The sequence below is a fragment of the Dongia deserti genome, from assembly GCF_003574735.1.
GTDB classification, from domain to species: domain Bacteria; phylum Pseudomonadota; class Alphaproteobacteria; order Dongiales; family Dongiaceae; genus Dongia_A; species Dongia_A deserti.
Genome location: NZ_QORW01000011.1, coordinates 167244 through 180756, shown reverse-complemented (window position 1 = coordinate 180756; position 13513 = coordinate 167244). Strand labels below are relative to the sequence as shown.

General features: G+C 65.0%; 9 protein-coding genes. All 9 read left to right on the top strand.

Going from position 1 to position 13513, the window contains the following annotated elements:
• Window positions 1-62 precede the first annotated feature (62 nt).
• The 9 genes from DTX69_RS18520 to pnp all read left to right on the top strand — a co-directional run bounded on the left by DTX69_RS18520 (window position 63) and on the right by pnp (window position 13506).
• Window positions 63-3851, top strand: a complete 3789-nt coding sequence (locus DTX69_RS18520; protein ID WP_162917341.1) for an autotransporter outer membrane beta-barrel domain-containing protein — start codon at window positions 63-65, stop codon at window positions 3849-3851.
• A 230-nt stretch (window positions 3852-4081) separates the two neighbouring features.
• Window positions 4082-4585 (top strand): ribosome maturation factor RimP, encoded by a 504-nt coding sequence (gene rimP, locus DTX69_RS18515; protein WP_119303033.1) that lies wholly within the window; start codon window positions 4082-4084, stop codon window positions 4583-4585.
• 12 nt (window positions 4586-4597) lie between these two features.
• The gene (nusA, locus tag DTX69_RS18510; protein WP_119303032.1) at window positions 4598-6127 is read left to right on the top strand and encodes a transcription termination factor NusA; all 1530 of its coding nucleotides are present in this window, start codon (window positions 4598-4600) and stop codon (window positions 6125-6127) included.
• A gap of 23 nt (window positions 6128-6150) precedes the next feature.
• Window positions 6151-6810: an RNA-binding protein gene (locus DTX69_RS18505; RefSeq protein ID WP_284735906.1), complete on the top strand. Its 660-nt coding sequence runs from the start codon at window positions 6151-6153 to the stop codon at window positions 6808-6810.
• A gap of 28 nt (window positions 6811-6838) precedes the next feature.
• Window positions 6839-9421, top strand: coding sequence for a translation initiation factor IF-2 (infB, locus tag DTX69_RS18500; RefSeq protein WP_119303030.1), 2583 nt, complete (start codon window positions 6839-6841; stop codon window positions 9419-9421).
• A 91-nt stretch (window positions 9422-9512) separates the two neighbouring features.
• Entirely contained in the window at window positions 9513-9932 is a 420-nt protein-coding gene (rbfA, locus tag DTX69_RS18495; protein ID WP_119303029.1) for a 30S ribosome-binding factor RbfA, read from the top strand.
• The gene (gene truB, locus DTX69_RS18490) at window positions 9922-10845 is read left to right on the top strand and encodes a tRNA pseudouridine(55) synthase TruB (protein ID WP_119303028.1); all 924 of its coding nucleotides are present in this window, start codon (window positions 9922-9924) and stop codon (window positions 10843-10845) included. The genes rbfA and truB overlap by 11 nt, the downstream gene beginning before the upstream one ends.
• 18 nt (window positions 10846-10863) lie before the next feature.
• Window positions 10864-11130: a 30S ribosomal protein S15 gene (gene rpsO, locus DTX69_RS18485; RefSeq protein ID WP_119303027.1), complete on the top strand. Its 267-nt coding sequence runs from the start codon at window positions 10864-10866 to the stop codon at window positions 11128-11130.
• A 222-nt stretch (window positions 11131-11352) separates the two neighbouring features.
• Window positions 11353-13506, top strand: a complete 2154-nt coding sequence (gene pnp / locus DTX69_RS18480) for a polyribonucleotide nucleotidyltransferase (protein WP_119303113.1) — start codon at window positions 11353-11355, stop codon at window positions 13504-13506.
• Window positions 13507-13513 lie beyond the last annotated feature (7 nt).

Below are 13513 nucleotides of genomic sequence, written 5' to 3'. Positions count from 1 at the left end.
TTCATCACCGGCGGTGCCGCCGTCCCTGGGCGATGCATCGCCGGCCATCGGGGGTCGTGGCCATGAATCGAAGGGCTCGTCGCGCGGCTGCGCGCAAATTCAACCGCATCACGTTCCGGACCATAGTCACCCCGCCGAAGCTCCGACGCGGGTTGCTGCTCGGCGCATCAGGGTTGGCGCTGGCCGTTGCGCTCAGCAACAACAATGACGCGGCGGCGATGGATGAATGCGGCCCCGCGGGCGGCACGCCACCCAGCGTCACCTGCACTGCGGCGGGCAATCCCTATCCCAACGGCATCTGGTACGATGTCAGCGACCTCACGATCGTGGTCGACAAAGGTGTCATCGTGGACACGACCGGCGCGGCGGGCGAACTGGGCGGCATCGTATCCGGTACCCGGTTTCCCTTGATTGGAACCGCCGCCTCCGGGGATCTCGTGGTCACGGTCAGCTCTGGCGTCTCCATCACAACCGACGACACGTACGCCGACGGCGTCGCAGCGGGCATCTCCCCGGGTAGCGAGGGCAGCGCATCAATCACCACGTTCGGTACGATCAAGACCTCCGGCGACTGGGCAAGCGGTATCGGGTCGCACGTGTACGGCGGCGATATCAAGGTCACTGCCGGCGGGAACATCACAACGTCGGGCTGGAACGCCGACGGCATCCTCATCTCCAGCAACCTGACCAGCGATCATGTCCTGATTATCAATTCCAGCGCGACGATTACCACCAGCGGCGAGATGGCATCAGGCCTTCGGGCCGACTCCGAGTACAACACCAATGTCGACATCTTCATTAAGTCGAGTGGCAAGATCACGACGTCAGGCGATGAGGCGGAGGGCATCTACGGCAGTTCCCTCCATATCGATTCGGACGTCACCATCACGAGTTCCAGTGCGATCATAACTACGGGTGCCGAGGGGCACGGAATCCGCGGCGTTGCAAACGGGCCCGACTCAGCCATCACCATCAGCTCCAGCGGCAAGATCACCACCACCGGCAAGGGCGCGACAGGGCTCTACGCCGAAACGGACGGCGTGAATTCCGACATCACGATCGCCAACCTGGGCACCATCGCCACAGCGGGCGACGAGGCCAACGGCGTGCGGGCGATTACCACTGTCGCCGACAGCGGCATCCTCGTTGTCTCCACCGGGAAGATATCCACCTCGGGTGAGTATGCTGCCGGCATCCTCGTTGGGAGCAAGGAAGCCGACAGCGATATCATGGTGATATCGACGGCCAAGATCGCTACCGGCGGGGACGACTCACATGCCATCTTCGCGGTCGCGGCCGGCACCAACAGTGACGTGACGATCACTTCGACCGGCGATCTCGTCACCATCGGCAACGAGGCCCACGGCATCCTCTCCCTGACGGCCGGGACCAACAGCAAGACCTCGATTATATCGACCGGCACCATTACGACCGCCGACCATGAGGCGGATGGCATTCGTGCTCGGGCCGCCGGCACAGGCGCCACCATCTCGATCGCATCGACCGGCGGCATCAGCACGGCTGGCGGAGAGGCCGATGCCATCGAGGCCGAGGGCACCGGCAACGTCACCATCAACTCGACCGGTAAGATCACGACCAAGGGCGCGGAAGCCGACGGCATCTATGCCGAGTCGAGCGCTGGCAAGGTCACGATCAGCTCTAGCAGCGCGATCACAACCGCGGGCAGCGTAGCAGACGGCATTCACGCCGACGCCGCCGGCAATGTGAACATCACCTCGAGCGGCGCGATCAAGGCAGCTGGTAGCGAGTCCTACGGCATCTGGGCCAGCACGAGCCTCGGCTTCATCGCCATCAAGGCGACAGGCGCCATCACCACCGCTGGCTTGTCCGGGGACGCAGTCCATGCCGAAGGCGGCGACATCTTTGTCACCGTGAAGAACGCGAGCGCGACCGGCCTGAATGCCGACGGCATCGATCTGGAAACCGGCGTCGGCACGGTCGAGATGACAATCAACGGCCAGATCTCCGGCGGCTGGGGCGACGGTCAAGGCGTGCGGATCGATGCGCTGGACACATCGACCGTGACCGTCTCGAACGGCGCCTCCATCAGTGCGCTCAGCGATTTCGCTGTGTCCGACGGCGGCGAAAGCCTGGCGATCATCAACAGGGGCGCGATCACCGGCTCCGTCCATCTCGGCGGTGGTAGCGATAGCTTCGTGAACAGCTCCTCCGGCACTTGGGACTTGCGTGCCCTCGCGGATACCAACGGCGACGGCGTTCGGGATGCCGAAAGCGTCGCAATTGCTGATTTTGGATCGGGAATCGATACCGTCAGCAGCAGCGGCACGCTGCGCCTGGCCAGCATCACGAGCGCGGCCAGCGTCGACACCACCGGCCAGATTGCCGATCCCTTCGGGACCGACAGCGATATCGCACTGAGCGGTGTCGAGCAGGGTCACCTGCTCGGGCTGGAGCAGTTCATCAATACCGGCACGATCAGTTTGCAGGACGGCACGGTCGGCGACATCCTCGCGATCACGGACCAGAATTTCGTGGGTGCGGGCGGCGGCGGCATTTTCCGCAGCAATGGCGGTTCGTTGAGGTTGGACGTTTTCCTCGACGACGGGTCGAGCGGCAAGACGGACATGCTGTTCCTCGACGTGGCGACGACCAGCGGCGGGGGCGCAACCAAGGTCTTCGTCACGAATGCCGGTGGGTCCGGCGGGCTCACAACCGGCGACGGCATCCAGATCATCAATGTCGACGTCAGCTCGAGCAGCGATGCCTTCACGCTCGGTGCGCCGGTGGTGGCGGGCGCCTACGAATACAGTCTGGAGTTCCAGAATCTCGCCGCGAGCGATCAGAACTGGTATCTGCGTTCATCTCTCTTCAAAGGTGCGGCCGCCTATCCGGCGATCAGCAACAGCGCACTCACGACCTGGCGCGCGAATCTCGGCGCCTTCCAGCAAAGGCTGAGCGATCTGCGGCTCAACATGACGGCAGCCGCTGTGACGGTGCCGGTGATGCCGGGCATCGCCGATGGCGGATCGGTCGCGCTCGATCCCGCGCGCTTCGCCGGCAGCTGGCTCAGCATGACCGAGAGCGATGACGTTGTGGCGCAATCAGGTGTGGCTGGCTTCAGCCAGGAGACCGCGCGCGCGCAGATGGGCTTCGACTTCGCCCTGGACAATGTCTCGGGTCGCGACGATTGGCTGGTGCTCGGCGTGTTCGGCGGTCAGGGCTGGTCGCAGGCCGACTTCGCGGACGCTGATTCGAGTGCCGACTTCGACATCGCGGCGATGGGCGTCTATGCCAGCTATTTCCAGGGACCCTATCATCTCGACGCCCTGGTAAAGTTCGACTGGCTGGACGGCGCCTACAGCTCCGACGCCGTCTCGGGCAGCGGCGATGTCGAGCTGCCGGTGTTTGGCGTCTCGCTCTCCACCGGCTATCAGTTCGACCTGACCGAGAGCGAGACCGGCGGCCTGTCGCTGCAGCCGATTGCGGCCCTGGACTACGCCCATGTCGGCGGCGACACCTTCCGCGACAATTCCGGCGCCACGATCGAGCTCATGGACATGGACTCGCTGCGCGGCCGTTTGGGCGCCCGGCTCGTGCAGCAGCTCCTGCCGGGAGAGGACGGAACGGGACCACTCGGCAATGTCTATCTGCAGGCCGGCGTGGCGCAGGAATTCCTCGGCCAGTCGGAGGCGCGCGTCACCGGCGTGATCTTCACGCAGGAACTGCCGCAAACGACCTTCGAGCTCGGCGCCGGCTTCGACCTCGCATTGCCCGGAGAGGGTGTCCGCTTCACCTTCGACACCGGTGCTGATCTCAGCGAAGGCGAGGACAATTACCGAGCCACGGGCGGCGTCAAGTTCACCTGGTAGTTTCATGGCCGCTCTCTACCCCTGCGCGACGCCGGGGTAGGGAACAGGACCGAGTTCCTGAAATGTTCCGCCCAATCTCCTTGCCTTTCGGATGTGGATGGCTATATTCCCCGCCAAATCCCAGGTTCGACAGGATCGAGCCATAAAAAAGGGTGGGCCAACGGCCCGCCTTTTTTATTGCCGCAAGGGCGGCGGGATCGGAACAGGACGATCGAGGCACATAACACCGCATGTTGGCAGAGCGTATCGCCGAACTGATCACGCCCGCGATCGAGGCCATGGGCTTCGAGCTGGTGCGCGTGCAGGTTTCGGGCAGCCAGCGCCCCACCGTGCAGATCATGGCGGAGCCGGCAAGCGGCCGCGCCATGTCGGTCGATGATTGCGCGGAGATTTCGCGTGCGATCTCGGCCGTGCTCGATGTCGAAGACCCGATCGCAGGCCCCTATTCGCTGGAAGTGAGTTCGCCCGGCATCGATCGGCCGCTGACGCGGCCCAAGGACTACGAGCGCTTTCTCGGCCACGAAGCGAAGATCGAGACCAATGCACCACTCGACGGGCGCAAGCGCTTCAAGGGGCCGATCAAGTCGGTCTCTGGAGACGCAGTGGAACTGACCGTGGATGAAGCGGATGTCCGCATCCCCTTCACCGCCGTCCACAAAGCGAAACTGGTCCTGACGGATGCGCTGATCGCGCTCCATCAGGCCGCTGAACACAACGAACAAAAGGAAGATTAGAGGCAAAAAGCCATGGAACAAGCCATTGCCATTCCGCGCATGGAACTGCTGCAGGTCGCCGATGCGGTGGCCCGCGAAAAGAGCATCGACCGCGATGAAGTGCTGACCGCGATGGAGCAAGCCATCCAGAAGGCCGGCCGCTCCAAATACGGTCACGAGCACGACATCCGTGCCAACATCGATCGCAAGACCGGCGAAATTCGCCTGACCCGCGTGCGCGAGGTGGTTGAGACTGTCGAGAACGAGGCGACGCAGATCCCGGTTACCTGGGCGCAGAAGCGCGATCCCAACCTGAAGGCCGGCGATCTCATCGTCGACGAGCTGCCGCCGATTGATTTCGGCCGCATCGCCGCGCAGACCGCCAAGCAGGTGATCGTGCAGAAGGTGCGCGAATCCGAGCGCAAGCGCCAGTTCGAGGAGTTCAAGGACCGCAAGAGCGAGATCATCAACGGCCTGGTCAAGCGCGTCGAATTCGGCAATGTGACGGTCGATCTGGGCCGCGGCGAGGCCCTGCTGCGGCGCGACGAGTTGCTGCCGCGCGAGACCTTCCGCAACGGCGACCGCGTGCGCGCCCTCATCATGGATGTGCGCGAGGAGCCGCGCGGCCCTCAGATCTTCCTCTCCCGCACCCATCCGCAGTTCATGGCCAAGCTGTTCGCCCAGGAAGTGCCGGAGATCTATGACGGCATCATCGAGATCAAGGCGGTGGCGCGCGATCCCGGCAGCCGCGCCAAGATCGGCGTGGTGTCGCGCGATAGCGGCATCGACCCTGTCGGCGCCTGCGTCGGCATGCGCGGCAGCCGCGTCCAGGCGGTGGTGCAGGAGCTGCAGGGCGAGAAGATCGACATCATCCCCTGGTCGCAGGACCCGGCGACCTTCGTGGTGAACGCGCTCGCCCCGGCGGAAGTCTCCAAGGTCGTGCTCGATGAGGATTCCGGCCGTATTGAAGTCGTGGTGCCGGATGACCAACTATCGCTTGCGATCGGCCGCCGCGGCCAGAACGTGCGCCTCGCCTCCCAGCTCACCGGCTTCGAGATCGACATCCTGACGGAGGCGCAGGAATCCGAGCGCCGGCAGGAGGAATTCCGCACGCGCTCCCAGATGTTCATGGATGCGCTGGACGTCGATGACGTGATCGCGCACCTGCTCGTCACCGAAGGCTTCACCAGCGTCGAGGAAGTGGCGCTGGTCCCGACCGAGGAACTGACCTCGATCGAAGGCTTCGATGAGGACGTGGCGAGCGAGCTAAAGGCCCGTGCCCAGGCTTGGCTGGAGGCGGAGAGTGAGCGCCTGACCGCCAAGCGCAAGGAGCTGGGGGTCGAGGATGCCGTGGCGGAGATCCAAGGCCTGACGCCGGCCATGCTGGTCGCCCTGGGCGAAGCCGGCGTCAAGACCCTGGATGATCTGGCTGATCTGGCGGCCGACGAATTGACCGACCAGAAGGACGGCATCCTGAAGAGCTTCGAACTCGGCCTGGACGATGCCAACGCGATCATCATGGCGGCACGCGCCCACTGGTTCGACGGCGAAGACAAGAAGTAAGGAGACGAAGCGGCTTGCTGCTGGTGACGACAGCGATGGTGGACGAACTGGACGCTGGGACGACGGGCGAGAACTTGACCTCGCCGACGTTGCGGCGCTGTATCGTCACACGCCAGGCGCTGGAGAAGCCGGCGATGATCCGCTTCGTGATCGATCCCGAGGGACGGGTGACCCCCGATCTTAAGGAGCGCCTACCCGGCCGGGGCATGTGGGTGACCGCGACCAGGGAAGCCCTGGACCAGGCCGTCGCCAAGCACGCCTTTTCCAAGGCGGCGAAGCAGTCGGTCAAGGCCGCCCCCGATCTGGCCGATCGGGTGGCCGACCTGGCCCGGCGGGAAGTGGCGGAACTGCTCGGCCTGGCCCGGAAATCCGGCCAATTGGTCGCCGGTTTCGAGAAGGTCGAGGCGGCCTTGAGGGCCGGCAAGGTTCGAGTCCTGGTGGCCGCCAGCGACGGGGCGGAGGACGGGCGCGGAAAACTGGCGCGCCTTGCCGGTTCTGGGGTAGAGATATGCGCACCCCTGACGGCGGCGGAGCTGGCCCAGGCGCTGGGCCGCGAGCATGCCGTCCATGCCGCCATCAAGGCGGGCGGCATCGCGGAGAAGACGATCATCGCCTCTCGCCGGTCAGCCGCCCTCGAGCCCTCGTGGCGCCCATGGGCCGAAAACGGCGCGCGTGCAGAGTAACGAATTGAAGCGGACGAACTGAGAGAACATGACCGATACGACGGAAACACCGACCCGCAAGCCGCTGAAGCTCTCTTCCTCGGGCAAGCTCGAGCTGAAGAAGACGATCGATGGCGGGCAGGTGAAGCAGAGCTTCCCGCATGGCCGCTCCAAGGTCGTCGCGGTCGAGGTCAAGAAGAAGCGCACCTTCGCGCCGGGCGCGGGTGGCAAGATGGAGGCCGTCAGCGAGCTCGACACCAAGCTGCATGCGTCGGCCGAGCCCACTCCCGCGGAGACCGCCGACCATCACGCCCTGACCGCCCATGAGCGCGCACAGCGCCAGAAGGCGCTGGAGCAGGCGCGCAAGGACGAGGATGTCCGCAAGATCGAGGAGATCAAGCAGGCGCAGGCCGCCGCGGATCGCCTGGAGCTGCAGCGCCAGGAAGCAGCGCGCCTGGCCGAAGAAGAGCGCCAGCGCGCCGAGGCTGCGCGGCGGGCCAAGGAAGAGGCAACAAAGGCCACTGCTCCCAAAACCGCGGAGCCGGACGCTGAAGAGGCCGCTGCCAAGCCGGCGAAGCCGGGCAAGGGTGCGGCCGCGCCGGGGTCCATGCGTGCTCACATGCACAAGCCCGTGGCGGGCGAGGTTGCGGAGGATGAGGAGGTGGCGAGCCGCCGCCGCGCGGCTGGCCGCGCCGCGGTCAAGCCTGCACCGACCGCCCGGCGCGACGAGCCGAAGCGCCGGACAGGCAAGCTCTCGGTGACGCAGGCCTTGTCCGATGACGAAGGGGCGCGCATGCGCTCCCTCGCCGCAGTCAAGCGCGCGCGTGAAAAAGAAAAGCGCCACATGATGGCGCAGCAACCACAGGCAAAGGTCGTGCGCGACGTCGTTCTACCAGAAACTATCACGGTGCAGGAGCTTGCGAGCCGCATGGCCGAGCGCGGCGCCGACGTCATCAAGAGCCTCATGAAAATGGGCGTGATGGCGACCATCAACCAGGCGATCGACGCCGACACGGCGGAGCTGATCATCGGCGAGTTCGGCCATAAGGTGCGCCGCGTCACCGAGGCGGACGTGGAAACCGGCCTTGGCGCCGAGCTGGATGCCGACGAGCACCTGCTGGCGCGCCCGCCGATCGTCACGGTCATGGGCCACGTCGACCACGGCAAGACCTCGCTGCTCGATGCGCTGCGCCAGACCGACGTCGCGGTGCACGAAGCGGGCGGCATCACCCAGCATATCGGCGCCTACCAGGTCCTGCTGCACAACGGCGGCAAGATCACCTTCATCGACACGCCGGGCCACGCCGCCTTCACCGAGATGCGCGCCCGTGGCGCCAACGTCACGGACATCGTGGTTCTCGTGGTCGCGGCCGATGACGGCATCATGCCGCAGACGGTGGAGGCGATCCGCCACGCAAAGGCGGCCAAAGTCCCGATCATTGTCGCCATCAACAAGATCGACAAGCCGGACGCCGACCCCAACCGCGTGCGCAACGAACTGCTCAGCCACGAGCTGGTGGTGGAAGAGCTAGGCGGTGACGTGCTGGCGGTCGAAGTGTCGGCCAAGCAGAAGACCAACCTCGACAAGCTCGAGCAGGCCCTGCTGTTGCAGGCCGAAGTGCTGGAGCTGAAGGCAAATCCGGACCGCGCGGCGCAGGGCGCCGTGATCGAAGCCAAGCTCGAGCGCGGCCGCGGCACGGTCGCGACCCTGTTGGTGCAGAAGGGCACGCTCAAGGTCGGCGACATCCTGATCGCGGGCAGCGAGTGGGGCCGCGTGCGCGCCCTGCTCGACGATCGCGGCCGCACCGTTGAGAGCGCTGGGCCGGCGAGCCCGGTCGAAGTGCTGGGCCTGCAGGGCACGCCGCAGGCCGGCGACACCTTTGTGGTGGTGGAATCGGAAGCCCGCGCGCGCGAGATCGCGGAATTCCGCCTGCATCGCCAGCGCCAGCATGCTCTGGCTGCCGCCAAGCGCGGTACCCTCGAACAGATGTTCACCAGGATCCAGGCCGGCGAGGCCAAGGAGCTGGCAGTCGTCATCAAGGGCGACGTGCAGGGCTCGGTCGAGGCGATCACCGCATCGCTCAACCAGCTCTCGACCGACGAGGTCAAGGTGCGTGTGCTGCATGCGGCCGTCGGCGGCATCAACGAAAGCGACGTGACGCTAGCGCGTGCGTCGGGCGGCACGATCATCGGTTTCAACGTGCGCGCCAATCCGCAGGCGCGCGAGCTGGCCAGGCGCGACCATATCGACATCCGCTACTACTCGATCATCTACAACGTGGTGGATGACGTGAAGGGGGCCTTGTCCGGCATGCTGGCGCCGACCCTGCGCGAGAAGTTCCTGGGCAATGCGGAGATCCGCGAGGTGTTCAACATCACCAAGGTCGGCAAGGTTGCCGGCTGCATGGTGGTGGAAGGCGTGGTCAAGCGCGGTGCCAAGGTGCGCCTGCTGCGCGACAGCGTGGTGATCCACGAAGGCTCCCTCAAGACCCTCAAGCGCTTCAAGGACGAGGTGCGCGAGGTCAAGGAAGGCTTCGAATGCGGCATGGCGTTCGAGAACTACGACAACATCGAGAAGGGCGACATCATCGAGTGCTTCGAAGTCGAAGAAGTCGCCCGCGCGCTGGCGTAAGCCGCCGCTTCTCATAGGTCAGTGCAGCGGCGGCCCGGCGTGGGCCGCCGCTGATGTTTTGAGCGAAACGACGAGACGCCAAACGACAAACATGGCTCGCAAGAAGAAATCATCGGCGCCGGCGGGGCAGCGCCAGTTGCGCGTGGGAGAGGAGATGCGTCATGCGCTCTCCGAGATCCTGCGCGAACATCACCTCGATGATCCCGACCTGCACGACAAGATCATCACCGTGACGGAGGTGCGCATCAGCCCGGATCTGCGCAATGCCACCGCGTTCGTGATGCCGCTGGGCGGCACCGACACGGAGAAGACGGTGCAGGCGCTGAACCGCGCATCCGGCTATTTCCGCAGGGAGCTGGGCCGTGCGGTGAAGATGCAGTTCACGCCGACCATCCGCTTCCGCGCCGACGAGACCTTCGATGAGGCGAGCCGGATCGAGAGACTGCTGCACGATCCCGCCGTCGCCCGCGACCTGCAGCCTCCTGAGGATGAGACGGACGATGAGGCGTAAGAAGGGGCAAAAGGTCGACGGCTGGCTGATCCTAGACAAACCGGTCGACCTCACCTCCACCCAGGCCGTCAATATCGTGAAGCGCATTTTCAATGCGCAGAAGGCAGGGCACGCCGGTACGCTCGACCCGCTGGCCAGCGGCATCCTGCCGATCGCGCTAGGGGAGGCGACCAAGACCGTGCCCTACGCGGTGGATGCGTCGAAGACCTATCGCTTCACGCTGCACTTCGGCGAAGCGCGCGCGACGGATGATGCGGAAGGTGCGGTGATCCAGACGTCGGACCAGCGACCGAGCGATGACGAGATCCGCGCCATCCTGCCCAGGTTCACCGGCTCCATCAGCCAGGTGCCGCCGGCTTTTTCCGCCATCAAGGTTGAAGGCGAGCGGGCCTATGACCTGGCCCGGGCCGGCGAGGCCGTCGCGCTGGAGCCGCGTCAGGTCATGATCCATGTCATCCGCCTGCTGGCGCGTTCCAATCCCGACGAGGCGACTTTCGAAGTGGTCTCCGGCAAGGGCGCCTACATGCGCGCCCTGGGGCGGGATTTGGCAATCGGATTAGGGACTTGCGGTCATATCAAGGACTTGCGGCGCAGTGCCGTCGGGCCGTTCACCGAGAATCGGGCGATTTCGCTGGAATCTTTGAAGGCCCTGGGGCATAGTCCCGCCGCTTTTGAGCACCTTTTGCCCGTCGAAACCGCGCTGGACGACATCCCGGCCCTGGCTTTGACGGCCACCGAGGCGATCCGCCTTCGGTCGGGACAGCCGGTTGGATTGCTCCACCGACAAGACCGCGACCGTATTTACGAGCTTGCTCCCGGCGGCATGGTCCGCGCTATGGCGGAGGGCAGGCTCGTGGCCTTGACGAGATTCGAGGCCGGCGAGCTCGTTCCGGTGCGGGTGCTGAACCTCTAGAGAACAAGGAGAAACCCGATGTCGATCACGGCCGAGCGCAAGCAGGAACTGATCAAGGAATATGGCGGCGGCACGAACACCGGTGCGCCCGAGGTGCAGGTGGCTCTGCTGTCGGAGCGGATCAAGAATCTGACCGAGCATCTGCAGACGCATGAGAAGGACTTCCACTCGCGTCGCGGTCTCTTGGTCATGGTCGGGCAGCGTCGTCGCCTGCTCGACTACCTCAAGAAGAAGCACACGGCACGCTACCAGGACATCATCAGCAAGCTGGGGCTGCGCCGCTAACGAGTATTCGCGAACCCGCCTTCGATGAACCATCGGGGCGGGTTCGTGTTTTAGGGATCGACGGCGCCGAAACGACCGGAGCGCATTGATCGATCCAAGGACAGCCGGGCCGACGCAAGCAACGTCCCCGTTCTCTACCCAAGAACACAAGATGACGTTGTTTTCGCGGGTCCGGCAGAAATCCGGTCGCTCACGACTATGGATTCCGAAAAGGACCAAGGAATGTTCAAAGTTTACCGCAAGGAACTGATGTGGGGCGGGCGGAAGCTCGTCCTCGAGACCGGACGCATTGCACGGCAGGCGGACGGCGCCGTCCTCGCCACCTATGGCGATACCATGGTGCTCTGCACGGCGGTGGGCGCCAAGGCGCCCAAGCCAGGGGTGGATTTCTTCCCCCTGACCGTCAATTATCAGGAGAAGAGCTTCGCTGCAGGCAAGATCCCGGGCGGCTTCTTCAAGCGCGAAGGTCGCCCGAGCGAGAAGGAGGTGCTGACCTCCCGCCTCATCGACCGGCCGATCCGCCCGCTGTTCCATCCCGCCTATCGCAACGAGACGCAGGTCATCTGCACCGTCCTCAGCCACGATCTGGAGAATGATCCGGACATCGTGGCGATGGTGGGAGCGTCCGCCGCGCTCACCATATCCGGCATTCCCTTCATGGGGCCGGTCGCCGCGGCGCGCGTCGCCTATATCGACGGCCAGTACGTGCTGAACCCGAAGTCCGATCAGCTGTCGCAATCGCAGCTCGACCTGGTGGTCGCCGGCACCGCCGAAGGCGTGCTGATGGTCGAATCCGAGGCCAAGGAGCTGTCGGAAGAGATCATGCTGGGCGCAGTCAATTTCGGCGCGGTCGAGTACCAGCATGCGATCAACGCGATCATCGACCTGGCCGAGCAGTGCGCGAAGGAGCCGTGGCCCCTCGCCGAGGAATCGCCCGAGAAGAAGGCTGTGTGGGCGGCGCTGCAGTCGCAGTTCAGCGGCGAGCTGACGACGGCCTATGCCGAGCAGTCGAAGCAGGCGCGCACCGAGAAGATCGACACGGTGAAGACCAAGGCCAAGGAGCAGATCGGCGGCGATGATCCGGTGAAGACCGAGCTGGTCGGCAAGCTGTTCAAGGATCTGGAGCGCGACATCGTGCGCGGTGCGATCCTCAATACCGGCCAGCGCATCGACGGCCGCGACACCAAGACCGTGCGTCCGATCACCGCCGAAGTCGGCATCCTGCCACGCGCCCATGGCTCCTCGCTCTTCACGCGCGGCGAGACCCAGGGCCTCGTCGTTGCCACCCTGGGCACCGGCCAGGACGAGCAGATCATCGACGCGTTGGAAGGCGAGTATCGCGAAGCCTTCATGCTGCACTACAACTTCCCGCCCTATTCGACGGGCGAGGCGGGCCGCATGGGATCGCCGGGCCGGCGCGAGATCGGCCACGGCAAGCTCGCCTGGCGCGCGATCCATCCGCTGCTGCCGGACAAGGAAGCGTTCCCCTACACCATCCGCGTGGTGTCGGAGATCACCGAATCCAACGGCTCGTCCTCGATGGCGACGGTGTGCGGCACTTCATTGAGCCTGATGGATGCGGGCGTGCCGCTGGCGCGCCCGGTGGCGGGCATCGCCATGGGCCTGATCAAGGAGCAGTCCGGCTTTGCGGTGTTGAGCGACATCCTGGGTGACGAGGATCACCTGGGCGACATGGACTTCAAGGTGGCCGGCACGGAAATGGGCATTACCGCGCTGCAGATGGATATCAAGATCACCTCCATCACGGCCGAGATCATGAAGATCGCGCTCAACCAGGCGAAGGATGGGCGCATGCACATCCTGGGCGAGATGGCCAAGGCCCTGACCGGCGCGCGCGAAGCGGTGAGCCAGAACGCGCCCCGCATCACCGTCATTAACATCCCGAAGGACAAGATCCGCGAAGTGATCGGCTCCGGCGGCAAGGTGATCCGCGAGATCTGCGAGGTCACCGGCGCCAAGATCGATATCGAGGATGACGGCACGATCAAGGTCGCGGCGGTCGACGCGTCGGCGGCCAAGGCGGCGATCGACTGGATCCGCGGCATCGTGGCGGAGCCGGAGGTCGGCGTGGTCTACGACGGCAAGGTCGTGAAGATCATGGATTTCGGCGCCTTCGTGAACTTCCTCGGAAGCCGCGACGGCCTGGTCCACATCTCCGAGCTCGCGCCGCAGCGCGTGAAGACCGTCGGCGACGTGGTGAAGGTCGGCGATCTGGTGAAGGTGAAGGTCATCGGCATGGATGATCGCGGCAAGGTCAAGCTGTCGATGAAGGCCGTCGACCAGCAGACCGGCGAGGACATCAGCCAGAAGCCTCAGCAGGTCGCGCACGATGTCGGCGAACAGCCGGCGATGTAATTCAGAC

Coding starts and splice junctions, on each gene's coding strand:
- DTX69_RS18520 (WP_162917341.1), top strand. CDS start 63: ATGAATCGAAGGGCTCGTCGCGCGGCTGCGCGCAAATTCAACCGCATC.
- rimP (WP_119303033.1), top strand. CDS start 4,082: ATGTTGGCAGAGCGTATCGCCGAACTGATCACGCCCGCGATCGAGGCC.
- nusA (WP_119303032.1), top strand. CDS start 4,598: ATGGAACAAGCCATTGCCATTCCGCGCATGGAACTGCTGCAGGTCGCC.
- infB (WP_119303030.1), top strand. CDS start 6,839: ATGACCGATACGACGGAAACACCGACCCGCAAGCCGCTGAAGCTCTCT.
- rbfA (WP_119303029.1), top strand. CDS start 9,513: ATGGCTCGCAAGAAGAAATCATCGGCGCCGGCGGGGCAGCGCCAGTTG.
- truB (WP_119303028.1), top strand. CDS start 9,922: ATGAGGCGTAAGAAGGGGCAAAAGGTCGACGGCTGGCTGATCCTAGAC.
- rpsO (WP_119303027.1), top strand. CDS start 10,864: ATGTCGATCACGGCCGAGCGCAAGCAGGAACTGATCAAGGAATATGGC.
- pnp (WP_119303113.1), top strand. CDS start 11,353: ATGTTCAAAGTTTACCGCAAGGAACTGATGTGGGGCGGGCGGAAGCTC.